Source organism: Loktanella sp. R86503 (genome assembly GCF_042466455.1).
Taxonomy (GTDB): Bacteria; Pseudomonadota; Alphaproteobacteria; order Rhodobacterales; family Rhodobacteraceae; genus Loktanella.
Genome location: NZ_JAXHCI010000002.1, coordinates 2,468,934 through 2,492,962, shown reverse-complemented (window position 1 = coordinate 2,492,962; position 24,029 = coordinate 2,468,934). Strand labels below are relative to the sequence as shown.

Below are 24,029 nucleotides of genomic sequence, written 5' to 3'. Positions count from 1 at the left end.
GGTTATTCCACAGGGGCGTCGTCCGGCATCAGGGCGGCGTCCACCTCTTCCTCTTCGGACGCGGCAACCTCTTCTGCTGCCTCTGGCGCGGGTTTACGGCGCAGGTCCAGAATATCCAGATCGGATTCCAGCACCGGCTTGGGCATCAGGATGCGGATACGGTCCGGCTCTGGCTGGGTGACGATCCCGACGACAGGCCATAGGGTGCCGTCGCTGGTATTTTCGGCAGGCAGATCGGCATAGGGCACAGGCGGCGTGTCCGCGACATAGCCGGTGCCCGTCAGGATCATCTGGCCGTCAATCAGTGAAATCCGACCGGACAACCGCTGCGATCCACTTGCCTTTTCAATGACGAATGACGCACCGTCCGCCGTAATCGTGCAGTCAAAAGGCGCATAGGCGACAAGCGCGCCGCTATCACCACCCAGTTTTAACGTCCGGCAGGCCCATTCGCCGGGCAGGCTCGTCGCAAGCGGCGCAAGCGCGATGCCGGACAGCACCTCTTGCAGCAGATCGACATCGCCAAGGCGGCCACCTGCCAGCGCCTGCAGCAGGGCCGCACCGGCGGTGGCGTCAAAAGCATCCAGTCGGTCCTGATCCGCCGCGCGAACAAGCGGTTCATCCTGCGCAAGCGCGCAGGTCGGAAGCAACAAAGCAATGACGACTGCGCGGATCACAATGACACCGCATAGCGCCGCAGCACATCAATCGGCACGATTTCCAATGCGCGTACGTGGGTGGCGTAAAGGTTCACCTGCGGTGCGCATCCTTCGTCGTGCGCCTGCAGGAACCGGCTGGCGCACAGACACCACCCGTCGCCCGGATTCAAGCCCGCAAAGCCGAACTCTGGCCGCGGTGTGGTCAGGTCATTTCCAACATATTTCGAGTAGGCCAGAAACTCTGCCGTCATGACCGCGCAGACTGTATGGCTTCCTTGATCGGCAGCGCAGGTATCGCACGCGCCGTTGCGAAAAAATCCGGTCATGGGCGCGGTAGAGCAGGTCTGAAGACTGCTGCCCAAAACGTTGAACGAAGGGTCTTTTTCCATCAGGTATCCTAACGTTATGGCGGGCGGTGTCAGTCTGGTGCAATCCAGTCGACCCAGCGGCCATGAAAATCCATGCGTGCCAGTTGCACGGTCACATCCCTTGGCCACAGGCGCAAGGTCAGCGCCGCGCCAGGCGCGTCGGTGCCGTCCGCCTCTAGCCCCAGCCAAGCCAATGGGCTGTCGTCGGTCGCGTTTGCGCCTGCCGCCTCGATCAGGCTGCGGCCAAGGGTTTGGCGATCAGTCGGAAAATACTGCCAGGCAATTGTGTGGTAAATCAGGTGCAATTGGCCGCTGATATGGGGCAGGCGAGGTATCAGCCCGTCGATGGCGTCGGCACGCGCGACCGGCGCTTCCGCGATCTTCATCGCGGCGCGGGTCATATCCAGCCGCTGCGGTTGGTCCGCCCACAGATAGGCTTGCAGGCGCAGGGCATTGTCCGGGTCCCGCGGGTTCAGTGGATTGAGGTCAACGCCATAGCGGTCAATGACGACGGGTGCCGCGCGCGGCGGGACAGGGCCGGTCCATGTTGGCGACAGGGTCAGGACGGCATCCGCGGGGCCAAGGTGGGTCTGCGGCAACGACAACGCAAAGTGGTCGCACATCAGATTTAATCCGCCGCTGGCCCCCAGTTCGGTCAGACGAAAGGGGAGCGGGCAGCGTATGTGCAGCCAGTGCATCGCCGCGATAATCCCTGCAGCGCGGCGCACTTCATTGGTTTGAGGTGCGCTATCGATAAAGCTGTCAATGAAATCCGCGTGCTGGACCAGCGCCGCGCTGACCGCTTGCCACAGGGTATTATCGCTGACGTCGTGGGGCGGATAGGCCAAAGCGAGCTGGTCGTCGCCATTCAGCCGCAGGGCATGCAAGGCCCCGCACAGGCGCAGGGGGACGCTTTGCCCTTTTGGACCGATGTCGCCTGTCCAAAGCATGACGCGGTCTTTGATCCGGCCTTCGGGCCAGGTTCGTCCCGCCAGCAATGTGCAAAGCCGCGCCATGAAAGCTGACTGCATGTTCGCGCAATGCGTCGCCTGATCAAGAAAAGCAGCGCTGACACCGGCGGTGGTCATCTGAACCGATCCTTCAGCCGTTCCAGCGCGCTGCGTGTATCCGGTTCCGGGGCAGCCGCAGCGGCGGGTTTGGCCGGGGAAGGGGCGGGGGGCTTGGCGGGCTTCGTCGTCGATGATCGGGGAGGCGCAGCCCGCAGGGCAATGGCATTGAGGAACCTGTCGCCATGTCCGTCGATCAGCTGCCCGATGCCGTCCGATATGCCGCGCAGAACGTCGTCCAGCCAGTCCTGATCCGCCTTGGCAAAATCATGCAGCACATAGCCTGCAACCCGGTCCTTGTGCCCTGGATGGCCGATGCCAAGGCGCACACGGTCGTAATCCGGCCCCAGGTGCGCATGAATTGACCGCAGACCGTTATGCCCCGCGTGACCGCCGCCGGTTTTCAATCGCACCTTGCCGGGCGCAAGGTCTAGTTCGTCGTGAAAGACGATCACATCGGCGGGCGCGACCTTATGAAAGGCGCAGGCGGCCTGCACGGCGCGGCCCGATTCGTTCATGAATGTCGCAGGCTTTAGCAGCAGCACCTTGTCCGCGCCAAGCCGGCCTTCGGAGACATCGCCGTTGAATTTCGCGCGCCACGGGCCAAAGCCGTGATCGGACGCGACCCTGTCCAGCGCCATAAACCCGATGTTATGACGGTGGCCCGCATATTGGGCACCGGGATTACCAAGACCTACAAGTATTTTCATGACCCATCGTTAACCCGCGCGCAGCGCATGGAAAAGGGGCCAGATGTGAAAAGGGGCCCCGCAGGGCCCCCGTTCGGTCGTCTTATTCGCCCTCGACTTCGGTCGCGGGCACTTCATCGGCTGCGACGTCATCTTCATCATCGGCGGCAATGGTCTTTGGCGCTGCGATGTTGGCGATGACGAAGTCACGGTCGGAAATGACCGGCTTTGCGCCTTCGGGAAGCTGCACATCGCTGAAGTGGATGGTGTCACCCATCGCGCGGCCAGCCAGATCGATCGTCAGGTGGTCGGGGATGTCACCGGCCAGAACGTTCATTTCGACTTCGTTGCGCACGACTGTCAGGGTGCCGCCGCCGGATTTCAGTGCCTTGCACTCTTCCTCGTTGATGAACTCAACGGGGATGAAGATGTTGACGCGGCTTGTCCGCTTGAGGCGCATAAAGTCGATGTGCGTCGGCAGGTCCTTGACAACGTGGCGCTGGACGCCGCGGCAGATCACGCGGACGTCGTCGTGGCCTTCAACCTTCAGGTTGAACAGCGTGGACATGAAGCGGCCCTTACGCAGGCGCGTCAGCAGCTTGTTGAAGTCCAGTTGCACGGCAACGGGGTCAACACCGCCACCATAAACAACGCCAGGAACCATTCCGTTACGACGGGCTGTGCGGGCGGCCCCCTTGCCTGTCCCCGCGCGGACCTCGGCGTGCAGATCAGGGATCTTGTCAGCCATTGGTATTCTCCAGATGTAGTGGGACCGCCCTCCAAGGGTGTGCGGTCCGATGAAGCCGCGCCTATAGCGGTCCTTGGGGTATTTTGAAAGGGGGCAGGGGCGGATTTTGCACGGGATGTATGAATTACACAGGTTTATTTTAAAGCGCAGGCGTGCGGGAGCCTCCGGCGGGAGTTTATCTTGCCAGATGAAAGGGAACGCGGGGCGCGCTGCGCTCTGTCTGGCTTCAGTTAGGCCCAGTTGCCTTCGAAGTCCTTTGGAACCAGCAGAACGTCGCGGTCGACATCGGCGATGTCGCGCTTGCCGCAAAGGGCCATGGTCAGATCCATTTCGCGGGCCAGAATTTCGAGCGATTTTGTCACGCCGGCTTCGCCCATCGCGCCAAGGCCGTAAATGTAGGCGCGGCCGATCATGACACCCTGCGCCCCCAGCGCGCGGGCCTTAAGGATGTCCTGACCGGAGCGGATACCGCTATCCATGAGCACTTCGGTTTGGGTGCCGACGGCTGCGGCGATGGCGGGCAGCATGCGGATTGCAGATAGCGCACCGTCGAGTTGGCGGCCGCCGTGGTTGGAGACGACAATGGCATCGCAGCCGACCGCGACGGCTTTTTTCGCGTCCTCGACGTCAAGGATACCCTTAAGAATGAGCTTACCGCCCCATTTTTCCTTGAGACGCGCGATCATGCCCCAATCAAGCTTGGGTTCGAATTGTTCGGCAGTCCAAGACGACAGGGACGACATATCGGTCGCAGATTTTGCGTGGCCGACGATATTGCCAAAGCTGCGGTTTTTCGTTTGCAACATCCCAAGCCCCCAGGACCATTTGGTCGCAAGGTTCAGGATCGTTTTAGGCGTCAGTTTCGGCGGGGCAGACAGGCCGTTTTTCAGGTCCTTGTGCCGCTGGCCAAGCAGTTGCAGATCCAGTGTCAGAACCAGCGCATCACAACCGGCGTGTTTAGCGCGGTTGATGATGTTATCAACGAATTCTTCATCGCGCATGACGTAAAGCTGGAACCAGAAGGGGGCCTTGGTGGCCTTGGCGACATCTTCGATCGAGCAGATCGACATTGTGGAGAGTGTATAGGGCACGCCGAATTTCAGGGCAGCGCGGGCGGCTTTGATTTCGCCATCGGCGCATTGCATCCCGGTCATCCCAACAGGGGCGAGGGCGACGGGCATGGTCACGTCACGCCCGATCATGGTGCTGGCAAGGGTGCGGTTTGACATATCAACGGCGATGCGCTGCCGCAGGCGCAGCTTGTCGAAGTCTGACGTGTTTTCGCGAAAGGTCTGTTCTGTCCAGCTGCCGCTTTCGCAGTAGTCAAAGAACATCTTTGGCGCCCGGCGGCGGTGCATCTGTTTCAGGTCGTCGATGGTGGTGATGACGGGCATGGGCGCTACCTTCGCAAATTGGTCAGCTTACCTTGCCAATTTCGGGGTGGCCTGGCAATGCCTGCTAAACATCGATCCACAGGGTAATTGGGCCGTCATTGGTCAGATTTACGGCCATATCTGCCCCAAACTGCCCGGTTTGTGTGGTGATCCCCAGTTTTTCGACCTCTGCGATGAACGCTTCGTACGCAGCGCGGCCATCGTCGGGGCGGGCGGCGCTGGAAAAGCCGGGGCGGTTGCCGCGGCTGGTGTCGCCCGCCAGTGTGAACTGCGACACGATCAGTGCGGTGCGGTGCGTGTCCATCAAGGATAGGTTCATCTTGTCCGCGTCATCCTTAAAGATGCGCAGCTTTGCAATTTTCGCAGCCATTTTGGTTGGTGCGTCGGGGGTATCGCCCACCATGGCGCATATAAAGATCAGCAAGCCCGGACCGATGGCGCCGACAATTTCACCGTCAATGGCGACATTGGCCTGACTGACCCGCTGGATCAGGGCGCGCATATTAAAGCTCGTGTGCCCAAGGCGGGTTCGCCCCGGCGCGAGAGACGGTGATTGCCGCAGTCTTTGCGCCAAGGGCGGCGGCCGCTTGCAGTTGGTCGTCGGTCGCACTTGCGACGCCAGCCTTGGACAACAGCCCCGCCTGGTCAAGCCCGGCCAGAAAGCCTGCGTTGAATGTATCACCTGCACCGACCGTATCGACGACAGTTGCCTTGACGGCGGGCACGTCGAACTGGCCGCGACGGGTGATGATCGTCGCGCCCTCGGCCCCTTTGGTCATTAGCACGACCTGCGTTGCGCTATCGCCCAGCAGCGCTGCGCCGTCATCGCTGCCCGTCAGCCAGGTCAGATCCTCGTCCGAGATCTTGACGATATCGGCAACGGCCAGCATGGCGTTCAGACGGGCGCGATAGGCGGCTTCGTCCTTGATGAAGCCGGGGCGGATATTGGGGTCGATCATCGTCAGCTTTGTCGGTGCCTCGCGCAGCATCAAGGCTTTGTACGCCTCGCCGCAAGGTTCGACGACCAGTGAAATGCCGCCAAAGAACAGCGCATCGGCGGTGATATCGGGCAGGTCGGCAGCGGTCAGCATCCGGCCTGCGGTATTTTCATCGTAAAACGCATAGGTGGCGTGGCCGTTCAGCAGTCGCACGAAGGCCAGCGTTGTTGGCCGGTCCGAAATATGGGCAGGGCTGCTATCGACCTTGCTGTCGGCCAGTACCGACCGCAGCTGCTCTCCGAAGAGGTCAGAGGACAGGCCAGAGAAAAACTGCACGCCAGTGCCAAGACGGCCCAGCGCGATTGCGGTATTGAACACAGCACCGCCGGCATAGGGGGCAAAGGCAGCTTCGCCCGCGGGCGTTTCGCGTGGCAGCATGTCGATAAGCGCTTCGCCGCAGCAGATGATCATCGGACGGTTCCCCCTATTGGTTCATCGCGTAGAAATAACCGACCGTTAGCGCAAACACCAGCCCGAGCAAAACGGCAAAAGCGATCTTCCATTTTGAATAGGGCCGTTCGCCCTGAACGCGTCCGGTGCGGCCATTGACCACAAAGCGGTAGGTCTGGCCGTTGTATTTGTAGGCCGCCATCCAGACCGGCAGCAGGATATGTTTGAACGTCACGGCAGACACCTGGGTCTGCACATTTGTCACCCTTTGTTCGTCCCCGCCGATGTCGAATTTGACATCGCGCAGGATCATTCGGTCCATGTAACCGCGGGCCTGAACAAAGCCGTCCTGCAGCGCAACCTGATAGCCTTCGGCCCGGAAACCGGCGAGGTATTGCGGCTGATAGGGTTCCAGCTCTGACAGGTCCCAGGGTTCCAACGCGTCGGTGTATTGCTTGGGCAAACTGGTAGAGGCCAGCACCAGCACATCGTCAAAGAACCGCTGCACACGGCCAGCGGCGCTGCGCCAGCGGGTGTGTCTTTCGCGGATGGTGTGGCGTTTGCCGTCCCGCGTGACGGTGCGGCTGGTGTAATAATGGGTGCCGCGCTGCCCGGTGTAGTTGCTGGCGGTCTGCGCATCAAAGGTCCAGTAGGGCACATAGATGCCGTCCATTGCGCGGCCCTTGCGGGCGTATTCAGTCAAACCGCCGGGGGCGAACCACAGGCTGCCCAGCCAGTCGGTCATCGCATCACGCGCGCGCGCCTGATCCAGCGCGAAGGGAAGCAGGCCGCGCGGTTTGATATGGCGATGGGTGCCGGTATCGGTAACGACGGGCGTTGCGCAGAACGGGCATTCGGCGGCGTGTGTGTCGCCCGCCAGTTCGAACTGCGCACCGCAGTTGGGGCAAGACTGGACGCGGGTTTCTTCCATTTCGGCACCGGGCAGGGCATTGTCTAGGGCCTGGCGGAAATCGAGTTCGACAATGCTACCAAACGGGCTGGCACCGCCGCCGATGGTTTCGGTATTGCCGCAGTAATCGCAGACCAGTTGCGCGCTGGCCGGATCATAACGCAGGTCCGACCCACAGGTGTGGCACGGAAACCGGTGATCGTTTTCGGGCGCGGGTAGGGGGGTGTCGGCGGTCATCAGGCACTCGGCAGATTGTCTAGGAAGGATGCGTCCGGCCCTGCGGCGGGCCGGCTTGCCTTGATCCGGGGGCCGTCAACCTGCGGGCGGCGGCGGCGGCATGACGGTGAAAAGCTGTGCCAGTTCCGTGTCCAAGGCAGGCTTCCAGCCGTCCTGGCCTTGGGTCCAGACCAACGAGTCCCGGCCCAGCGTGCCTTCGGTCACCTTGCGGCCCATCGCGGCCTTGGAAAATGGCCCGGTCGTCTGACCGGCGACGGCGATATGCCAAACATGCTCTACCGGAGGTGGAGGAGGCGGCGGGGCGGCGGCGGCAGTTTGCTGCGGGACTTGGCCCCAAGGGCCGGACTGCACCATGTTTCCCATTTGCATGCCCAGACCCGCGCCCATGCCCATGCCCATCGCCTGACCTGCCGCGCTTCCGGGCTGGGTCATCGCCTCTGCCGCCTTCCATTTCATATGCTCGTCCAGATTGCCGGCAATACCGCGGCTGGTGCGGGCGTCCAGCGCGTTTTCGACAGCCTCTGGCAGGCTGATGTTTTCGATATAAAGCTCTGGGATGGTGATGCCGTAGGCGGTCATGGTGGCGTCAATCGCCTTGGCGACCAGATCGCCCATGTCTTTGGTATTTGCGGCCATATCAAGCGCAGGGATACCGGACGCGGCCAGCGCACGGCTGAATTCCTGCACGATGACATTGCGGATTTGATAGCTGATCTCGTCGGCCGTGAATTCGCCGTCCGTGCCGACAATTTCGCGCATAAAGACAGCCGGATCGCTGACCTTGATCGCATAGGTGCCATAGGCGCGCAGGCGGATCGGGCCGAATTCGGGATCGCGCAGCATGATCGGATTCTTGGTGCCCCACTTCAGATCGGTAAAGCGGGTCGTATTGATGAAATAGATTTCCGATTTGAACGGGCTTTGAAAGCCGTGATCCCAATGCTGCAGGGACGTCATGATCGGCATGTTGTTGGTTTCCAGCATATACATGCCGGGGGTGAACACGTCAGCCAGCTGGCCTTCGTGGACAAAAACAGCGGCTTGACCTTCGCGCACCGTCAGCTTTGCACCATACTTGATCTCGTGGCCGTGGCGTTCAAAGCGCCAGACCATCGTGTCGCGGGTGTCGTCGGTCCATGCGATAACGTCGATGAACTGGCCGGATAGGAAGTCGAGAATACCCATGTCAGGCTCCTGTGTTGGTCGGTCTGGTCAGCTGGCCCTGTCCGTGCCCAGCAATTCTTTTGCGATAACCCGCGCAATCGGGGCAGCCTCTTCGACGGACATGCCTGTCTTGAACCGTTTGTCATACAGCATCTTTAGCAGCAGTTCGTCGTGACGGGTCAGCAGGCCGAATTCTTCGTCGTCGTTAAAGATAGAAGGCCGCGCCTGCGGGCTGTCGTTGGCAAGGCCAAGGCCCTGAGACAGTTCCTCGTGGATGCAGGACGTTGTCAGCAGGGTCGGGTGTTCGGCCCGGATCACCGCAACGGCCTTGGCATAGCTGGCAGAGCCGCCTTCGGAGAAAGCGACAACAATGCATAGTTGATCGCGGGGCAGGTTCATGATCGCGCGCAAGCTGCTGCCGCCAATACCGGGCACCAGTTCGCGCAGGCGCGTTTCATATCCGGCGCGGTCATCTTCGGACAGAAACAGCACGTGATAGTTGGCGTTGTCGTCGGTCATGCTGATCGGCACACCCGAAACCCGCGACAGCCGCGCGGCATAGGCCGCAACGCTGGCGCGGTCCTTGCTGCGCCGGTCTGCAGTGACAGAGGGGCCGAATTCGACCGACATGCGGATCGGCTGATCCCAGCGTCGCAGGCGCGATTCCGTCGCCTGCGCGCGCAGGAAATCGCCGTCAGCGACATATTCGTCAAACAGCGCGATGCGCACAAAATTGCGGGCCAGCATGGTATCGGTAAAGGGAGTGTCTGTGCCGCCCCCGTCGCTGCGCAGCAAACCCTGGGCAATCAAATCGTTCTGCAACCGCTGGTAATAGACCTTAAGCGCGGCGCTTTCGGCGCTGGGGGCGGGCGCGGCTGTTTCAGGCTGGGGTGCGGGCTGCGGTGCGCGCACGATAGGGCGGGCGACCTGCTGGGGGATCACTGGCGTAACAGCCGTATCCGCAGGCGGTGCGCAGGCGGACAGCGCGGCAAGCCCTGCTGCCGTTACGCCAATCCGCACTGCCGCCCGTTTTACCATGCCTTAAGCGCCTTTCGCTGGCGTATTGCGCGATTTGGCTGATGCCAGCGTGGTTTTAAGATCCTGTTCCATTTTTTGCAGTTCGGCCTCTGCCGCGGCGCGCTTGCGCTTGCCTTCGTCGGCGATGGACAGGCTTTCGTCGATCGTTGCGATCAGATCGGCGTTCGCGGCCTTCACGGCCTCGATATCAAACACGCCGCGTTCAATTTCCGTGCGGATCGCGGTATTTGCATCGCGCAAATTCTTGGCGTTGGCCTTGAGCAGGTCATTCGTCAGATCATTCGCCTCGCGCACCGCGCCCGCCGCCTGGGCAGAGCGTTGGATTGTCACCGCCTGCGCCAGCTGCGTTTCCCAAAGGGGCACGGTGTTCAGCAAAGTCGAATTAATCTTGGTCACAAGGCTCTTGTCGTTTTCCTGCACCAGCCGGATCGACGGCAGCGACTGCATCGTCACTTGGCGGGTCAGCTTCAGATCATACACCCGGCGTTCCAGATCATCCCGGGCAGAGCGCAGGTCGCGCAATTGCTGCGCTTCCATGACGCTGTCTGCTTCAGGCGCAGCGGCGACAGCCGCCTCTTTGGCGGGGACTTCTTCGGCGTCGATGCGGGCCAGACGCGCCTCGCCGGCCACGATATAAAGGCCGAGTTCATCATAGAACGCCAGCGTCTTGGTATACAGCCGGTCGAGGGACTCGATATCCTTCATCAGCATGGTTTCATGGCCCAGCAGATCGTCGGTGATCTTGTCGATCTGGGTTTGCACGTCTTCATACTTGGCGACGAATTTCGACAGCGGCGTCGCCCGGCCCAGCAGCTTGTCAAACCAGCCTTGCTTGCGGTTCGGGTCCAGTTCGGCCACGGAAAAACCGCGGATCGTGCTGACAATGCTGCGCAGGCTTTCACCCGCCGGGCCCACATCCTTGTTGCGCACGCCCGACAGCATATCCTGGGAAATCTGCTGCAATCCGGCTTGCGCGGCCGTGCCAAAGGTCACGATAGAGTTTGTGTCCGTCAGATCGATTTCGTTCATGCGGCGGGTGATTGCCTCTGACGTGGGTTTGTCAGCGGTATCCAGCGTGACCATTTCGGCGGGCGGTTCGGGTAATACGACGGCTGTCATCTTTTCTACATCGGCAAGGGTTGCCTGTGCGCGGTCGCGGGTCGTGTCAGCCATCTATCAGTCCTGTCTGTCTGCGATGCCTTCGCGCGCCAGACGGTCGCGCAGCACCTTGATTTCGATATCCATATCACTGCGGTCGTCATCTAACAAACGCGCGGTGCGGGCATTAAAGTTTCGGTCCAGATCATCCAGCAGCGCGACATAGGCTTCTCTTGCCTCTGTCGTTGGTTTGCGGCGGGTCAGATCGGCGTATTTGCTGGTCGCATCCGTGGCACCCTGCAGATAGACGCCCAGAAACTTACGGGCAGATGTCAGATCGCGGGGGTCTTCCTCGACCGTGCGAATCATGGTGCGCGCGGTGGATTGAAAGGCAGCGACGCGGGTCTGCAACGGACGATCATTCAGCGCCGTGATCTGTGCCATCATGGCCGACAGATGCGCCTCTGCCTCTTCGACAACGCGGGCGACGCGGTCCTGCTGAAAACTGTCGACGCCCGCCAGGCGTTTATTCTGCAGCGGATCAATGCCAAAGGCAGCCAGATGCGCGGCGGTCGCGACGATGCCGTAAACAGCGCTGCCCAAAAGGCCATCGCTGCCCGTCGCCGTGGCAAGCGCGACGCCAAGTCCGGTCAGAAGGGCCGCCAAAATCTTGCGCGGCAGGGCAGGGCGCCGGGCGACGCTGCGGGCCTGCCACGCCGCTGTCGCCCGCAGGCCGCCACGCAAAAGCCATGCGCCAAGGCCAAGGGACGCGGCCCCCGCAATCCCCGTTGCCAGCCCGGCCGGATCGCTGCCAAGGGATGTGAACAACAAGATCACCGGCGGCACCAGCATCAGGTTCGCCCGTGCGCCGACCGGATCAACCGTCGGCCGCTGCTGCACCTGGCCCGCCGGCTTTGCGCCGGGGCTGAATTTACCGCCGTAAGGTTTCGCCATTAGTCTGCCCCCAACAGTCCGGTGCTGACCCCGGTGGTCAGGGCAAACAGAAAGACAAAGGCGATCATCCGCACCGGACCGGGCAAACCCTGCGCCGTTCCGGCACCCTCTTGTGTAGAGGCCGTGCGCAGGGCCGCGATGGCCGCCATCGCGACAATCGCAAGGCCGCAAACCAGCGTCAGGAACAGGATCAATCGGGCCATGGCGGAACACTCGCGCAGTCAGTTACAGCCGATAGGTAATCAGACGCACCCCGATTTGCGAGGTGTTTTCGCCCAAAATATCAGTCTTTACGCAATCCACGCTTTGGCGCGGCAGGGCGTGGACCGCCCGTGCGGGGCGCGCCGGGCCTGCCTGCTGCGCCTTTGGCGGGTGCATCCTTTGCGGGGCCAGCGCCGGGTTTCATCACGCGGGTCAGCGGTTTGCGCACACGCGCTTTTTGCGGCTCGGGCGCTTCCAGGCCCAGCTGTTCGCGCAGGACGCGGCCTTTGACTTCTTCCACGGCACCTTCTGCCAGCTTGCCCAGCTGGAACGGGCCATAACTGACCCGGATCAGCCGGTTGACGGTGGCGTTGACGGCTTCCATCGCGCGGCGGATCTCTCGGTTCTTGCCTTCGCGGATACTGATCGTCAGCCAGGCGTTTGCGCCCTGCTGACGGTCAAAGGTGACAAGCATTGGCTGGTAATCGACGCCGTCGACGGTGATCCCCTTGCGCAACTCGTCCAGACGCGCCTCTGACACCGATCCGTTGATCCGCACGCGGTAACGGCGCAGCCAACCGGTGCTGGGCAGTTCCAGCCGCCGCTTGATCCCGCCATCATTGGTCAACAGCAGCAACCCTTCGGAATTGATATCAAGCCGTCCGACGGACATCACGCGGGGCATATCACCCGGCAAATTGTCAAAGACCGTCGCACGGTCCTTTTCGTCCCTGGCGGATGTCACCAGCCCGGCAGGCTTGTGATACAGCCACAGGCGGGCCGCCTCTGGCTGACCCACGGGCTTGCCGTCGACGACGATGCGGTCCCGGTCGGTGACGTTCAGCGCGGGGCTGGTGATGGTCTTGCCATTCACCGACACGCGACCTTCGGTAATCATGCGTTCCGCATCCCGGCGCGAGGCGATGCCGGCGCGGGACAAAACTTTGGCGATTCGATCGCCTTCAGGGGGGGTATTGCTCATCCTTGACGCATAGCGCCTTTCGCGGGGTCTTGCCAGAGCGGGGCAGGGGCGGGCATGACGATGTCATGACATTTCGCAGTTACATGCAGATTGCCCTGGAAGAGGCGCGGGCCGCCGCCGACCGCGGTGAAGTGCCGGTCGGGGCCGTGATCGCCGGACCGGACGGGGTGCTGGCGCAGGCTGGCAACCGCACAAGAGAGTTGTTCGATCCGACCGCGCACGCGGAAATGCTGGCTATTCGCACTGCCTGCGCGGCTTTGGGACAGGAAAGGCTGACAGGCTATGACCTTTACGTCACGCTGGAACCTTGCCCGATGTGCGCAGCCGCCATTTCCAACGCCCGTATTGCGCGGCTGTATTACGGCGCGTCCGATCCCAAATCGGGCGGCGTGGCTCAGGGGCCGCGTATTTTTGCGCATCCGCAATGCCACCATGCCCCGCAAGTCTATGACAACATTCACGCCACCGCGTCAGAGGCGCTGCTGAAAGCGTTCTTTGCCGACCGGCGCTGACGGTATTGCGCCGTTGATTGGCGTGATTGCTGCAATGGGCAGGCAATAACAGCTGATGGAAAACAAAAAGGGCAGGCCTGCATGGCCCGCCCCCTGATGATCGCCCGTTTGCGACCTTGATCGGATCAGGCGTTTTGCGGTATCCGCAGCACCTGACCCGGATAGATCTTGTCGGGGTGCGTCAGCATCGGCTTGTTGGCCTCGAAAATGGCGGTGTAGGCGCTGGCTTTGCCCATGGTGTTCTGCGCAATCGCGGACAGGGTGTCGCCCTTTTTAACGGTATAAAACACGGGCTCTGCTGCGTCCTCGGCTTCGACGGCATCTTCGACAGCGGCCACGCCGTCAACATTGCCAACAGCCAGGATCAGCTTTTCTTTTGCTTCCTGCGTCAGGGCCTTGCCCTTGGACGACACGGTCACCTTGTCGCCGTCAACCTTAATGTCCACATCCTTGGCATCAAGACCCAGATCGGAAACTTCCTTGCTCAGCGCCTCAGCTGAAGGAGCCTCATCGTCGTTGCCGGTCAGTTTCTTGCCGGCATTCTTTACAAAGTTCCAAAGTCCCATAATCGTATCCTCAAGTCATTGCGCGGCCCCGTGCCGGGGTACGTTCTGGTGCTGAACCTAGGACGGTGCGCCCCGTGCGACAAGTTGTCATGTGACACGGCGTTGCGGCAAGCGGTTGTAGCGGACGCGGGGGCGGGGTAAATGCGGGGCCAACATACCCTGCAACGATGTTTCGGAGTCCGCATGGCCATTGATACAGATACCGCACGCCGCGTAGCGAAACTCGCCCGGATCAAGGTCGAGGATGACGCCTTGCCAGCGCTGGCCCAAGAGTTCAGCGCCATTCTTGGCTTTATCGAACAACTGAACGAAGTCGATGTCGACGGTGTCGAGCCGATGACCAGCGTCACGCCGCAGCGCCTGTTTCGCCGTGAAGACGTCGTCACCGACGGTGATCAGCAGACCGCCGTGCTGGCCAATGCCCCCGATGCCCGTGAAGGGTTCTTTGCCGTGCCGAAGGTGGTGGAATAATGACCGATCTGACTAAACTGACCATCGCCGATGCCCGCGACGCCCTGCGCAAGGGCGACATTACCAGTGCAGAGCTGACACAGGCCTGCCTGACCGCCATCGACGCCGCCGATGCGCTGAATGCTTTCGTGCACAAAACGCCCGAAGTTGCAAAAAGCCAAGCCGAAGCCGCAGATGCCCGCCTAAAGGCAGGTGATACGCCTGATTTGTGCGGTATCCCGCTAGGTATCAAAGACCTGTTCTGCACCAAAGGCGTGCCAAGTCAGGCCGCCAGTGGCATTCTGGCGGGGTTCAAGCCTGAATATGAATCCACCGTCACCAGCCAGCTGTTCGATGCTGGCGCGGTCATGTTGGGCAAGCTGAATATGGACGAATTCGCCATGGGCTCGTCGAACGAAACCTCGGTTTACGGCGACGCGGTAAATCCTTGGAAGGTAGACGATCGCAAACTGACACCGGGCGGATCGTCGGGTGGGTCTGCATCTGCTGTCGCGGCTGATCTTTGCCTTGGTGCGACCGGCACCGATACCGGCGGATCGATCCGCCAGCCTGCTGCCTTTACCGGCATTACTGGGATCAAGCCGACCTATGGCCGCGTCAGCCGCTGGGGCGTTGTCGCCTTTGCATCCTCGCTGGACCAAGCGGGCCCGATGACCAAGACTGTGCGCGATTCGGCAATTATGCTGCGTGCCATGTCCGGCTTCGATCCCAAGGATAGCACCAGCGCGAACGTCCCTGTCCCTGATTTCGAAGCCGCCCTGACCGGCGACATTCGCGGCAAAGTCATCGGTATCCCCAAGGAATACCGTATGGACGGCATGCCCGCCGAGATTGCGAAGCTGTGGGAAGACGGCACCGCCATGCTGCGCGACGCTGGCGCTGAAATTCGCGACATTACCCTGCCGCACACCAAATACGCGCTGCCTGCCTATTATGTCATCGCCCCGGCAGAGGCATCGTCGAACCTGGCCCGCTATGACGGTGTCCGCTTTGGTCACCGCGCCAAGTTGGAAAAGGGCGACGGTATTACCGAAATGTATGAAAAGACCCGCGCCGAAGGCTTCGGCGCAGAGGTGCAGCGCCGCGTCATGGTTGGCACCTATGTGCTGTCTGCGGGCTTTTACGACGCCTATTATAACCGCGCCCGCAAGGTGCGCGCGTTGATCAAGCAGGACTTCGACAACGTCTTTGCCGCAGGCGTCGATGCAATTCTGACGCCAGCAACGCCGTCGGCTGCATTTGGCCTAGGCGAAATGGCAGATGCGGACCCGATCAAGATGTATCTGAACGACGTCTTTACCGTGACCGTCAACCTTGCAGGTTTGCCCGGTATCGCTGTGCCGACCGGCACGGATGCCAGCGGCCTGCCGCTTGGTCTGCAACTGATCGGCCGCCCATGGGAAGAGGGCGATCTGCTGAATGTTGCGTATTCACTGGAACGTGCGGCAGGTTTTGTCGCGAAACCGAACCATTGGTGGTAACATCAGTGCGATCCTTGACTTGAAAAGGCCTTTGCCGTGATCCGTTCTTTTGCACTTTTTGGTGTCGCTGCGACCCTTGCTGCCTGCTCTCCGCAGGTTCCCGACAGCGGGCGGGTCGCGGCACAGGCGCAGGCGCAAAGCCAGACGTCAACGTTTGATGCGCCAGCGCAGGTGGCAGCCACGCCGTTGTCCGGCGGGCTTGCCAGCCCGGCCACAGCGGTGAACCCGACAGAGCTTGCCGCGCTGGGTATCGGCAGCGGTGCGCCGGTCGGTCTGGCGCAAGCGCAGGCCCAACAGGTGCCGCTGGAGGCGTCGCCGACAAACCCGCAGCCGGCGCTGGCCAGTAACCCCGGCCTGTCGGACGAGCAGTCCTTTACAGCTGTGTCCAGCCGCGAAACCATCGAAAGCGACGCCCAGCGCCGCGCGCAGCAAATCGCGCAGCGTCAGGTCGTCATGCCAAGCGCCTTGCCAGAGCGCCCCAGCGATACGGGACCGAACATTGTCGAATATGCGCTAAGTGCGCCGAATCGCAAAGGGCAGGAATGGTATTCCCGCTCGATCTTTGCGAGCAAGGGCAAGTTCCAGCGTAACTGCGCGACCTATAATTCGCCCGACGCTGCGCAGCGCGATTTCTTGGCACGGGGCGGCCCTGACAAGGACCCGCGCGGACTTGACCCTGACGGCGACGGCTTTGCCTGTGGCTGGGATCCGGCACCGTTCCTGTTGGCCGAGGCTGGCAACTGATCCAGACAGATCGCATATCGCCAAACTATGGGCCGCGGCGGGACGGGCATCTGCCTGATATGGTGGTAATCCACTATACGGCGATGACCAGCGCCGCTGCGGCCTGCGATACCCTGTGCAATCCTGACACCGAAGTGTCGGCACATTACCTGATCGAAGAAGGCGGCACAGTGCACCGCCTTGTGCCGGAAGATATGCGCGCCTGGCATGCCGGGGCAGGGCGTTGGGGCGCGGTGACGGATGTAAACAGCCGGTCCATCGGGATCGAGCTGGCAAACCCCGGCAACTGCCCCTTTGCTGCCGCGCAGATGGATGCGCTGTGCGATCTGCTGGCCGGAATTATGGATCGCTGGTCAATCCGGCCCGCGCGGATCATCGGTCATTCCGACATGGCACCCGGGCGCAAGATTGACCCCGGCGCGCGGTTCGACTGGCAGCGGCTTGCCCGGCTGGGCCTATCGATCTGGCCTGCGCCGCATGGGGATGCGCCTGATGCCGCAGGTTTTCGCCCATTGATGCAGCGCTTTGGATATACCGCCGATGTGCCGGACGATGTGCTGTTATCTGCGTTTCGCCTGCGCTTTCGCCCCCGCGCAACGGGGCCGCTGTGTGCTGCTGACATGGCGCTGATCGCTGATCTGGCCCATCGCTTTCCCGTTGACGATGGCATCGTCACCGCTTAGGCGATCTAGCGTGCGGATGGCTGGACGGTCGCGGGCAGCAATGTCCGAGGAAAGTCCGGACTCCATGACGGCAACGGTGCCGGGTAACACCCGGCGGGGGCAACCCTAGGGAAAGCGCCACAGAGAAGAGACAGCCTTGGTCGCACCATGCGTGCGGCATTGCAGACGCCAAGGTCACGGTGAAACGGTGGGGTAAGAGCCCACCGCGCGACTGGCAACAGAAGCGGCACGGCAAGCCCCACCGGGAGCAATGCCAAATAGGGGCCTTGCGCCGGTGTGATCCAGCAATGGATATCCCGGCAGGGACGCCTGACCCAAAAGGCCCGGGTTGGCAGCTAGAGGATCGTCGGTAACGGCGATTTTAGATGAATGATCGTCCAACTGCCGCAAGGCGGGGGACAAAATCCGGCTTACAGGCCATCCGCACATACACGGCCCTTGCGCCAATTGCCGCTTGCGCAGCTTCCCCGTCACCAAAAGCCCCTTTTGTGGTTGACTCGGGGCCAGCGCCGGTTAGAAGGCAATCCTCAAGAGATTTGATGCGCAGCACGCATTCCGCGCCGCGAACAGGAGAAGACACATGGCGAAGCCAACCACCATCAAGATCCGCCTGAACTCCAGCGCGGGCACCGGGCACTTCTATGTCACCAAGAAGAACGCCCGCACCATGACCGAAAAAATGGTCTGCAAAAAGTACGACCCCGTCGTGCGCAAGCACGTCGAGTACAAGGAAGGCAAGATCAAGTAAGATCTGCTACCTTTGCTACGCTGGGCCTCGCATATGCGGGGCCTTTTGCGTTTGGGGGGGCGGATTTATGCAGCGACCTGTTTGCCGCGCCACATGATGAACAGACCTGACAGCACGATCAGCGCCGACCCGGCCCAGGTGGCCGCTGTCAGGCGTTCGCCGAACAGTAGCGTCCCCATCCCGATGCCAAACAGCAAGCGGGTATAGCGGAAGGGCGTCACAGCAGATACGTCGCCGGTGCGCATCGCCTTCATCAGGCTGGCATAGGCGGCCACACCGGCAGCTACCGCGCCAAGCAGCGACAAGGTGGCAAGCGGGGCAGGGCGGACCAGACCTGCCCCCTGCCACAGCGTATAAAGGGCACCTGCGACAATGACCGCGCAAAAGCCGTAAAACCCAAGCCGCAACGTGCCGATGCTGGCGGGTGCCGCGCGGCTGGCCAGATCGCGGCCCGCAAATCCAAACATGCCGATGATCGCCAGAAGCGATAGCACTGAAAAGCTGTCGGTGCCCGGCTGGATAATGATGATTACCCCGATCAGCCCGACAACGATTGCCGTCCAGCGCCGCCAGCCGACGGTTTCGCCAAAAACAATCGCAGCCCCCGCCACAACTACCAGCGGCGTCGCTTGCAAGATGACCGTGGCGGCCGACAGGGGAATCATCGCGATGGCAAGGACATAGAACAGACGGCCTGTCACTTCGAACACCGCGCGGATTCGCATGGGGCGGGACAGAACGTCCGGCACGAACAGTGCCATGCCGTTCAAGCGCAGCAGCGCGGCAAAGACGCAAGCCCCGCCCAGTCCAAACAGGATCAGCACCTGTCCGATGGGCATGGTCAGGGCAGCGGTCTTGATAAAGGCATCCTCGATCGCGAACAGGGCCATGGCCAACACCATAAAGGCGCTGCCGATCAGGTCGGCTTTTCGGGCGATGGCTGTGTCGATCATGGTGGGCGTCCTGCAGTTCGGCGTTCGCGGCACTGAACGCTGAACACGCGCCGCCCGCAACGAAAAAGGGCCGGTCCCTGCGGACCGGCCCCTGATCGTATCAGGCCTGGGCGATTACTCGCGGTTGCCGAACAGCTGCAACATGAACATGAACATGTTGATGAAGTCGAGATAGAGGTTCAGCGCGCCCATGATGGCGGACTTGCCCAACCATTCTGCATCGCCCTGCTGGGCGTGCGCGATGTAGTCAGTCTTGATCTTCTGGGTGTCGTAAGCGGTCAGACCTGCAAAGATCAGCACGCCTATGGCAGAGATTGCCAGTTGCACGACGCCGGAGCCAAGGAAGATGTTCACGATCGACGCCACGATCAGGCCGATAACGCCCATGATCAGGAAGCTGCCCCAGCCGCTGATGTCTTTCTTGGTCGTATAACCATACAGCGACAGACCGGCGAAGCCGACAGCGGTGAACAGGAAGACCTGAATGATCGAGAAGCCGGTATAGACCGCAAAGATCCATGACAGCGACAGACCCATCAACGCCGCGAAGGCGTAAAAGAACGTCTGCGCGCCAGCAACCGACAGCTTGTTAATCATCGCGCCCATGGCGAAAACCATGGCCAGCGGTGCGAACATGATCACCCACTTCAGTGGGCTGGTGTACAGCAGCACGCCCAGATCGGTCAGATAGGTGTTGGCACCAATCTGCGCGCCGGTCGGCACGGACGACAGCGCAAGGCCGGAAATGGCCCAGGCGGCAGCCGCCGTGATCAGCATGCCTACGGACATGATGCCGTAGACCTTGTTCATATGGGCGCGAAGCCCTTCGTCGATTACGGCGCCGCGGACGGTGCCCGCGGTCCTGATCGTTTGATATTCAGCCATCAAGACCTCCTGTTGAATGCCTTGCGCAACTTGTACTGCGCTCGGGTATCATATTGGCATAGCAGGCCCACGTTTCAAGACCTGATGCCGTGTCGCGGCAGGTTGACACAGTGTGTTGCCGCCGGGTTCGCTGGCCTGCGTCATACATTGTTTTCGCTTATGATTAACAGGCACTTAATGCCGTTCGATGGTCAGGGCGCTATCACAACCTTGCCTGTCGATTTGCGTCGCGACAGCAGGTCCAGCCCTTCTGCTGCGCGGTCCAGGGGCAGGGTGTCGCTGATATGCGGCTTCAGGCGGCCTTGGGCGAACATCTCCATCAGCTCTGCAAGGCTGTCGTTCATGGCGGTAGGGGCGAACTTTTGGTAGTTGCCCCAGTAAAAGCCGATGACATCAATATTCTTGACCAGCAGAATGTTCGCCGGAATTTGTGGCACGTCGCCGCTGGCGAAGCCGATGACGATCACGCGGGCCTCTGGATTGCAGGATGACAGGGCGGCCTTGAATAAATCACCGCCCACGGGATCATAGACGACATCCATGCCGCCAATCTGCTTGGCCAGCGCCTTAAGTGCGGTTTTCAGATCGCCCGCGTCCGTATCGATAAGGTGATCCGCGCCTGCGGCCTGCGCGACTGCCAGCTTGTCCGCGCCCCGCGCCACGGCGATTACGGTGGCCCCAAGTGCCTTGCCGATTTCCACCGCTGTCAGACCGACACCTCCTGCGGCACCCAAAACCAACAGGTTCTGTCCCTTGCGCAGATGCGCGCGGCGGGTCAGCGCCAGATGCGACGTGCCATAGGCAACCTGAAAACCGGCAGCCACGGTGTCGCCCATCGTATCAGGCAAGGCGCGGCACTTATCGGCGGGGAAAGTGCCATATTCGGCCATCCCACCCTGACCGCCAAAGACCGCAACACGCGTGCCGATGGTGGGCTGGTCGCTGCCGGGTCCATGGGCGATCACGACGCCGCACACCTCCATCCCGAGGGTGAAGGGCAAGGGCGGGGTATCCTGATATTTGCCTTTGACCATCAGCGTATCGGCAAAGTTGACGCCGCAGGCCGTAATCCGCAGCAGAACTTCCCCCAAAGCCGGCTCAGGCTGCGGTATTTCGGTAACGCGGGGCGGTTCATCAAAGCTGGTGACTTGAAATGCGCGCATCGGACGGACCTTTCCTCGGGTGGCTTGCTGACATGGCGCAACTGTCGCGCGAAAAAAGTCAAGGGCGCAATCGGATAGGGTCACGCAAGGTCAATTCTAGCCTTTAGGTTAGGTTCACGACGGCCTGCCTGTCCTTTAGGTAAGCACATCACATGCAACCGTTGCGTGTTTGTGTTGCGGTGAATTAGGCAGTCAGACAGCAACGGCAAGAGCTATTTTCGGGCTGTTTTTTTACGATGAGTAATCGGGCAAGTGTCCGTTTGAACAGGATCAATTACGATGAAGCATGATGTAGATGTCCATGTTGGTAAACGTATTCGCCACCGGCGGTGGATGAATGGCACGACCCAGCAACAACTGGCCGAAGCCGTGGGCATCAAGTTTCAACAGATTCAGAAATACGAGACGGGGATGAACCGCGTCAGTGCCTCTCGGTTGTGGGATATCGCCCGTGTGCTGGGCGTGCCGGTGTCGTTTTTCTTTGATGGTCTGGACGGTGATGCGCAGGCCGCGCCAAAGGCAGGCGATCTGCCGGGTGACATCATGACCGACAAAGAGGCGCTGGATCTGCTGCGGTCCTATTATGCCATCCCAGAAAACCAGCGCCGCCGCCTGTTCGATCTGGCCCGCGTGCTAAGCGAAGCGGCAGCATAACTGCCGCCCGTTGCCCGGTTGGGCGTTTTCAAAGTGCTACACGTCAGTTAGGCTAATCGGGTTGACGCCCGGTTAGCCTGTGTCGTCTGGATAATCATAATTTCGGGAATGTCTTACCTTGGATGACGCAACGAAAGCCGACCTGATCCGTGTCGCCCATCTGATCGCTGACGCGGCCCGGCCCGAAACGCTGCGGCTGTTTCGTTCGCCAGAATTGATGGCCGACAACAAGGCCGATGGGGGGTTTGATCCCGTCACCGCGGCTGACCGCGCGGCAGAGGTCGCGATGCGCGCCGTCATCGCGCGCGAACGCCCAAAACGACGGTATTCTGGGGGAAGAGCTGGGCGTACAAAGCGGCACCAGCGGGCTGACTTGGGTGCTGGACCCCATTGATGGCACGCGCGGTTATCTTTGCGGCACACCCACTTGGGGTGTCTTGATTTCGGTGGCTGACGCAACCGGGCCACTGTTTGGCCTGATCGACCAGCCATTTATTCAGGAACGCTTTGTCGGCGGCTTTGGCCAGTCCGAAGTGAGCGGCCCGCATGGCACGTATATGCTGGCGACGCGCCCCAGCCGTCCGCTGAAGGATGCTATCATCCTCACCACCTTTCCAGAGGTCGGCACCAAGGCTGAAGGCCGGGCCTTTCATGCTGTGGCCAGCCAGACGCGACTGACCCGCTATGGTATGGACTGCTACGGCTATGCGCTGCTTGCGGCAGGACAGGTCGATCTGGTGATCGAGGCGGGGTTAAAGCCCTATGACGTGCACGCGCCGATCTGCGTCATTCAGGCCGCCGGCGGTATTGTGTCGAACTGGCAAGGCGGCGCGGCCCATCACGGGGGCCAGATCATCGCTGCGGCAAACCGCGATATACATACTGTCGCACTACAGATCCTGCAGGACGCGATGGATGTCTGAAACCCTTCTGCGCGGGGCCACTGTCGTCGTCATGATGGACGATGACAGTACAGAGCTTGCAGACGCCGACGTCCTGATCCGGGACGGCGTGATTGCTGCGGTGGGGCAGGGGCTGACGACGACAGGCGCGGTGCACAGTGCCGCAGGATGCGTCATCACCCCGGGCCTGATCAATACCCACCACCACCTGTATCAAACCCTGACCCGCGCCGTGCCAGGGGGGCAGGATGCCTTGTTGTTCGGCTGGCTGCGGACTCTCTATCCGATCTGGGCCAAATTCGGACCAGAGGAGATGTTCATATCGGCCCAAGCGGGCTTAGTTGAACTTGCGCTGTCGGGCTGCACCCTGTCGTCGGATCATCTGTACCTTTATCCCAATGGCGCGCGGTTGGACGACACGATTGCGGCGGCGGCACAGGTCGGCCTGCGCTTTCACCCCACGCGCGGCGCGATGAGCATCGGGGAAAGCGACGGCGGCCTGCCGCCGGATACGCTTGTCGAACGCGAAGACGCGATTTTGAAGGACTGTATCCGCGTCATCGACGCCTTCCACGACCCGCGCCCGGGGGCGATGGTGCGCGTCGGCGTGGCACCCTGTTCGCCGTTTTCTGTCAGCACTTGCCTTATGCGCGATGCCGCCCTGCTGGCGCGCGATAAAGGCGTGATGCTGCATACGCATCTGGCGGAAAATGACGAAGATGTGGCCTATTCGCTGGAACGCTTCGGCTGCCGCCCCGGCCAATATGCAGAAGACCTTGGTTGGACCGGCCCCGACGTCTGGCATGCCCATTGTGTCAAGCTGGACGCCGGCGAAATCGACCTTTTTGCCAGATCGGGCACTGGCGTCGCGCACTGCCCTTGTTCGAACTGCCGCCTTGGGTCCGGCATCGCGCCCGTGCGGGCGATGCGGGATGCGGGGGTGAATGTGGGCCTTGGCGTCGATGGGTCGGCCAGCAACGACAGCGGCAACCTGATCGGCGAGGCGCGTCAGGCAATGCTGCTACAACGCGTACAAAACGGTGCCGACAAGATGAGCGCGCGCGAAGCCCTACGCCTTGCCACGCGCGGCGGGGCTGCCGTGCTGGGACGGGACGATTTGGGCCAGATCGCGGTTGGCAAACGCGCCGATCTGGTAGTCTGGGATGTGTCCGGTATCGAAAGCGCCGGAAGCTGGGACGCCGCCGCGCTTGTGCTGGCAGGGCCGACGCGCGTGCGCGATCTGTTCGTCGAAGGGCGGCAGATTGTGGGCGAGGGCCGGATGCTGACCGTGGACACCGCCGCCCTGATCCTGCGCCAGAACCTGCTGGCCCGCGCCCTGATGGATTGACACGGCCCGCGCGGGGCTGTCC

The 24,029-nt window shown here is 61.5% G+C and carries 27 protein-coding genes, 1 other RNA gene and 1 pseudogene; 10 read left to right on the top strand and 19 right to left on the bottom strand.

Features of this window, described 5'->3' with window-relative positions:
* Positions 1–2: 2 nt before the first annotated feature.
* The 15 genes from SJY10_RS13230 to SJY10_RS13160 form a co-directional block, all read right to left on the bottom strand.
* Positions 3–677, bottom strand: coding sequence for a DUF4893 domain-containing protein (locus SJY10_RS13230; RefSeq protein ID WP_386683369.1), 675 nt, complete (start codon positions 675–677; stop codon positions 3–5).
* Positions 674–1,048 (bottom strand): DUF2237 family protein, encoded by a 375-nt coding sequence (locus SJY10_RS13225; protein WP_386683366.1) that lies wholly within the window; start codon positions 1,046–1,048, stop codon positions 674–676. The genes SJY10_RS13230 and SJY10_RS13225 overlap by 4 nt, the downstream gene beginning before the upstream one ends.
* A gap of 29 nt (positions 1,049–1,077) precedes the next feature.
* Complete coding sequence (locus tag SJY10_RS13220; protein WP_386683363.1) at positions 1,078–2,115, bottom strand: DUF2332 domain-containing protein; 1,038 nt, start codon at positions 2,113–2,115, stop codon at positions 1,078–1,080.
* On the bottom strand, positions 2,112–2,804 hold the full coding sequence (gene pth / locus SJY10_RS13215) for an aminoacyl-tRNA hydrolase (RefSeq protein WP_386683360.1): 693 nt from the start codon (positions 2,802–2,804) through the stop codon (positions 2,112–2,114). Before pth ends, SJY10_RS13220 begins: the two co-directional genes overlap by 4 nt.
* 82 nt (positions 2,805–2,886) lie before the next feature.
* A complete protein-coding gene (locus SJY10_RS13210; protein WP_386683358.1) occupies positions 2,887–3,531 on the bottom strand; it encodes a 50S ribosomal protein L25/general stress protein Ctc in 645 nt (214 codons plus the stop codon).
* Between the two features lie 230 nt (positions 3,532–3,761).
* On the bottom strand, positions 3,762–4,925 hold the full coding sequence (locus tag SJY10_RS13205) for an L-lactate dehydrogenase (RefSeq protein WP_386683356.1): 1,164 nt from the start codon (positions 4,923–4,925) through the stop codon (positions 3,762–3,764).
* Between the two features lie 64 nt (positions 4,926–4,989).
* Positions 4,990–5,427: a D-aminoacyl-tRNA deacylase gene (gene dtd, locus SJY10_RS13200; RefSeq protein WP_386683354.1), complete on the bottom strand. Its 438-nt coding sequence runs from the start codon at positions 5,425–5,427 to the stop codon at positions 4,990–4,992.
* A gap of 1 nt (position 5,428) precedes the next feature.
* Positions 5,429–6,334, bottom strand: a complete 906-nt coding sequence (locus SJY10_RS13195; RefSeq protein ID WP_386683352.1) for a carbohydrate kinase — start codon at positions 6,332–6,334, stop codon at positions 5,429–5,431.
* 13 nt (positions 6,335–6,347) lie between these two features.
* Entirely contained in the window at positions 6,348–7,460 is a 1,113-nt protein-coding gene (locus SJY10_RS13190) for a primosomal protein N' (replication factor Y) - superfamily II helicase (protein WP_386683350.1), read from the bottom strand.
* Between the two features lie 75 nt (positions 7,461–7,535).
* Positions 7,536–8,645 (bottom strand): SPFH domain-containing protein, encoded by a 1,110-nt coding sequence (locus tag SJY10_RS13185; protein WP_386683348.1) that lies wholly within the window; start codon positions 8,643–8,645, stop codon positions 7,536–7,538.
* A 27-nt stretch (positions 8,646–8,672) separates the two neighbouring features.
* Complete coding sequence (locus SJY10_RS13180; protein ID WP_386683346.1) at positions 8,673–9,662, bottom strand: DUF2927 domain-containing protein; 990 nt, start codon at positions 9,660–9,662, stop codon at positions 8,673–8,675.
* Between the two features lie 3 nt (positions 9,663–9,665).
* Positions 9,666–10,835, bottom strand: a complete 1,170-nt coding sequence (locus SJY10_RS13175) for a toxic anion resistance protein (protein ID WP_386683344.1) — start codon at positions 10,833–10,835, stop codon at positions 9,666–9,668.
* 3 nt (positions 10,836–10,838) lie between these two features.
* Positions 10,839–11,714 carry a 5-bromo-4-chloroindolyl phosphate hydrolysis family protein gene (locus SJY10_RS13170; protein WP_386683342.1) on the bottom strand — a complete coding sequence of 292 codons (876 nt, stop codon included), beginning with the start codon at positions 11,712–11,714 and terminating at the stop codon, positions 10,839–10,841.
* Complete coding sequence (locus SJY10_RS13165) at positions 11,714–11,917, bottom strand: hypothetical protein (protein ID WP_386683340.1); 204 nt, start codon at positions 11,915–11,917, stop codon at positions 11,714–11,716. Before SJY10_RS13165 ends, SJY10_RS13170 begins: the two co-directional genes overlap by 1 nt.
* Positions 11,918–11,997: 80 nt before the next feature.
* Positions 11,998–12,897 (bottom strand): pseudouridine synthase, encoded by a 900-nt coding sequence (locus SJY10_RS13160; RefSeq protein WP_386683338.1) that lies wholly within the window; start codon positions 12,895–12,897, stop codon positions 11,998–12,000.
* 65 nt (positions 12,898–12,962) lie between these two features.
* Between SJY10_RS13160 and SJY10_RS13155 the strand changes: the two genes are divergently transcribed.
* Positions 12,963–13,409, top strand: a complete 447-nt coding sequence (locus SJY10_RS13155) for a nucleoside deaminase (RefSeq protein WP_386683336.1) — start codon at positions 12,963–12,965, stop codon at positions 13,407–13,409.
* 125 nt (positions 13,410–13,534) lie between these two features.
* Here the strand turns inward: SJY10_RS13155 and lysM are convergent, their stop codons facing one another.
* Positions 13,535–13,975, bottom strand: a complete 441-nt coding sequence (gene lysM / locus SJY10_RS13150; RefSeq protein WP_386683334.1) for a peptidoglycan-binding protein LysM — start codon at positions 13,973–13,975, stop codon at positions 13,535–13,537.
* Between the two features lie 183 nt (positions 13,976–14,158).
* Between lysM and gatC the strand changes: the two genes are divergently transcribed.
* The 6 genes from gatC to rpmG all read left to right on the top strand — a co-directional run bounded on the left by gatC (position 14,159) and on the right by rpmG (position 18,102).
* Positions 14,159–14,446: an Asp-tRNA(Asn)/Glu-tRNA(Gln) amidotransferase subunit GatC gene (gene gatC, locus SJY10_RS13145; protein WP_386683332.1), complete on the top strand. Its 288-nt coding sequence runs from the start codon at positions 14,159–14,161 to the stop codon at positions 14,444–14,446.
* Positions 14,446–15,927 (top strand): Asp-tRNA(Asn)/Glu-tRNA(Gln) amidotransferase subunit GatA, encoded by a 1,482-nt coding sequence (gene gatA / locus SJY10_RS13140; RefSeq protein ID WP_386683330.1) that lies wholly within the window; start codon positions 14,446–14,448, stop codon positions 15,925–15,927. Before gatC ends, gatA begins: the two co-directional genes overlap by 1 nt.
* 36 nt (positions 15,928–15,963) lie before the next feature.
* Positions 15,964–16,671, top strand: coding sequence for a hypothetical protein (locus SJY10_RS13135; protein ID WP_386683328.1), 708 nt, complete (start codon positions 15,964–15,966; stop codon positions 16,669–16,671).
* A gap of 59 nt (positions 16,672–16,730) precedes the next feature.
* Positions 16,731–17,354 (top strand): N-acetylmuramoyl-L-alanine amidase, encoded by a 624-nt coding sequence (locus SJY10_RS13130; RefSeq protein WP_386683326.1) that lies wholly within the window; start codon positions 16,731–16,733, stop codon positions 17,352–17,354.
* A 12-nt stretch (positions 17,355–17,366) separates the two neighbouring features.
* Positions 17,367–17,783: RNase P RNA component class A (gene rnpB, locus SJY10_RS13125), an RNA gene on the top strand.
* Between the two features lie 151 nt (positions 17,784–17,934).
* Positions 17,935–18,102, top strand: a complete 168-nt coding sequence (gene rpmG / locus SJY10_RS13120) for a 50S ribosomal protein L33 (RefSeq protein ID WP_090187941.1) — start codon at positions 17,935–17,937, stop codon at positions 18,100–18,102.
* A 65-nt stretch (positions 18,103–18,167) separates the two neighbouring features.
* Here rpmG and SJY10_RS13115 read toward each other — a convergent pair whose 3' ends face one another.
* From SJY10_RS13115 to SJY10_RS13105, 3 genes are all read right to left on the bottom strand, one after another.
* Entirely contained in the window at positions 18,168–19,055 is an 888-nt protein-coding gene (locus SJY10_RS13115) for a DMT family transporter (protein ID WP_386683323.1), read from the bottom strand.
* Positions 19,056–19,169: 114 nt separating this feature from the next.
* Positions 19,170–19,940, bottom strand: coding sequence for a Bax inhibitor-1/YccA family protein (locus SJY10_RS13110; RefSeq protein WP_386683321.1), 771 nt, complete (start codon positions 19,938–19,940; stop codon positions 19,170–19,172).
* 191 nt (positions 19,941–20,131) lie between these two features.
* Entirely contained in the window at positions 20,132–21,103 is a 972-nt protein-coding gene (locus SJY10_RS13105; protein ID WP_386683319.1) for an NADPH:quinone oxidoreductase family protein, read from the bottom strand.
* Between the two features lie 279 nt (positions 21,104–21,382).
* Here SJY10_RS13105 and SJY10_RS13100 point away from each other — a divergent pair, with 279 nt between their 5' ends.
* From SJY10_RS13100 to SJY10_RS13090, 3 genes and pseudogenes are all read left to right on the top strand, one after another.
* Positions 21,383–21,757: a helix-turn-helix domain-containing protein gene (locus SJY10_RS13100; protein ID WP_386683318.1), complete on the top strand. Its 375-nt coding sequence runs from the start codon at positions 21,383–21,385 to the stop codon at positions 21,755–21,757.
* Positions 21,758–21,875: 118 nt separating this feature from the next.
* Positions 21,876–22,680 (top strand): annotated as a pseudogene (locus SJY10_RS13095) (inositol monophosphatase family protein).
* Positions 22,673–24,007, top strand: a complete 1,335-nt coding sequence (locus SJY10_RS13090) for an 8-oxoguanine deaminase (protein WP_386683316.1) — start codon at positions 22,673–22,675, stop codon at positions 24,005–24,007. The pseudogene SJY10_RS13095 and the gene SJY10_RS13090 overlap by 8 nt, the downstream one beginning before the upstream one ends.
* Positions 24,008–24,029 lie beyond the last annotated feature (22 nt).

Coding starts and splice junctions, on each gene's coding strand:
- lysM (WP_386683334.1), bottom strand. CDS start 13,975: ATGGGACTTTGGAACTTTGTAAAGAATGCCGGCAAGAAACTGACCGGC.
- rpmG (WP_090187941.1), top strand. CDS start 17,935: ATGGCGAAGCCAACCACCATCAAGATCCGCCTGAACTCCAGCGCGGGC.
- SJY10_RS13175 (WP_386683344.1), bottom strand. CDS start 10,835: ATGGCTGACACGACCCGCGACCGCGCACAGGCAACCCTTGCCGATGTA.
- SJY10_RS13090 (WP_386683316.1), top strand. CDS start 22,673: ATGTCTGAAACCCTTCTGCGCGGGGCCACTGTCGTCGTCATGATGGAC.
- SJY10_RS13210 (WP_386683358.1), bottom strand. CDS start 3,531: ATGGCTGACAAGATCCCTGATCTGCACGCCGAGGTCCGCGCGGGGACA.
- SJY10_RS13195 (WP_386683352.1), bottom strand. CDS start 6,334: ATGATCATCTGCTGCGGCGAAGCGCTTATCGACATGCTGCCACGCGAA.
- gatC (WP_386683332.1), top strand. CDS start 14,159: ATGGCCATTGATACAGATACCGCACGCCGCGTAGCGAAACTCGCCCGG.
- SJY10_RS13155 (WP_386683336.1), top strand. CDS start 12,963: ATGACATTTCGCAGTTACATGCAGATTGCCCTGGAAGAGGCGCGGGCC.
- SJY10_RS13100 (WP_386683318.1), top strand. CDS start 21,383: ATGAAGCATGATGTAGATGTCCATGTTGGTAAACGTATTCGCCACCGG.
- SJY10_RS13220 (WP_386683363.1), bottom strand. CDS start 2,115: ATGACCACCGCCGGTGTCAGCGCTGCTTTTCTTGATCAGGCGACGCAT.
- SJY10_RS13105 (WP_386683319.1), bottom strand. CDS start 21,103: ATGCGCGCATTTCAAGTCACCAGCTTTGATGAACCGCCCCGCGTTACC.
- SJY10_RS13185 (WP_386683348.1), bottom strand. CDS start 8,645: ATGGGTATTCTCGACTTCCTATCCGGCCAGTTCATCGACGTTATCGCA.
- SJY10_RS13205 (WP_386683356.1), bottom strand. CDS start 4,925: ATGCCCGTCATCACCACCATCGACGACCTGAAACAGATGCACCGCCGC.
- SJY10_RS13190 (WP_386683350.1), bottom strand. CDS start 7,460: ATGACCGCCGACACCCCCCTACCCGCGCCCGAAAACGATCACCGGTTT.
- SJY10_RS13130 (WP_386683326.1), top strand. CDS start 16,731: ATGGTGGTAATCCACTATACGGCGATGACCAGCGCCGCTGCGGCCTGC.
- SJY10_RS13170 (WP_386683342.1), bottom strand. CDS start 11,714: ATGGCGAAACCTTACGGCGGTAAATTCAGCCCCGGCGCAAAGCCGGCG.
- gatA (WP_386683330.1), top strand. CDS start 14,446: ATGACCGATCTGACTAAACTGACCATCGCCGATGCCCGCGACGCCCTG.
- SJY10_RS13115 (WP_386683323.1), bottom strand. CDS start 19,055: ATGATCGACACAGCCATCGCCCGAAAAGCCGACCTGATCGGCAGCGCC.
- SJY10_RS13225 (WP_386683366.1), bottom strand. CDS start 1,048: ATGGAAAAAGACCCTTCGTTCAACGTTTTGGGCAGCAGTCTTCAGACC.
- SJY10_RS13180 (WP_386683346.1), bottom strand. CDS start 9,662: ATGGTAAAACGGGCGGCAGTGCGGATTGGCGTAACGGCAGCAGGGCTT.
- dtd (WP_386683354.1), bottom strand. CDS start 5,427: ATGCGCGCCCTGATCCAGCGGGTCAGTCAGGCCAATGTCGCCATTGAC.
- SJY10_RS13110 (WP_386683321.1), bottom strand. CDS start 19,940: ATGGCTGAATATCAAACGATCAGGACCGCGGGCACCGTCCGCGGCGCC.
- SJY10_RS13165 (WP_386683340.1), bottom strand. CDS start 11,917: ATGGCCCGATTGATCCTGTTCCTGACGCTGGTTTGCGGCCTTGCGATT.
- SJY10_RS13160 (WP_386683338.1), bottom strand. CDS start 12,897: ATGAGCAATACCCCCCCTGAAGGCGATCGAATCGCCAAAGTTTTGTCC.
- pth (WP_386683360.1), bottom strand. CDS start 2,804: ATGAAAATACTTGTAGGTCTTGGTAATCCCGGTGCCCAATATGCGGGC.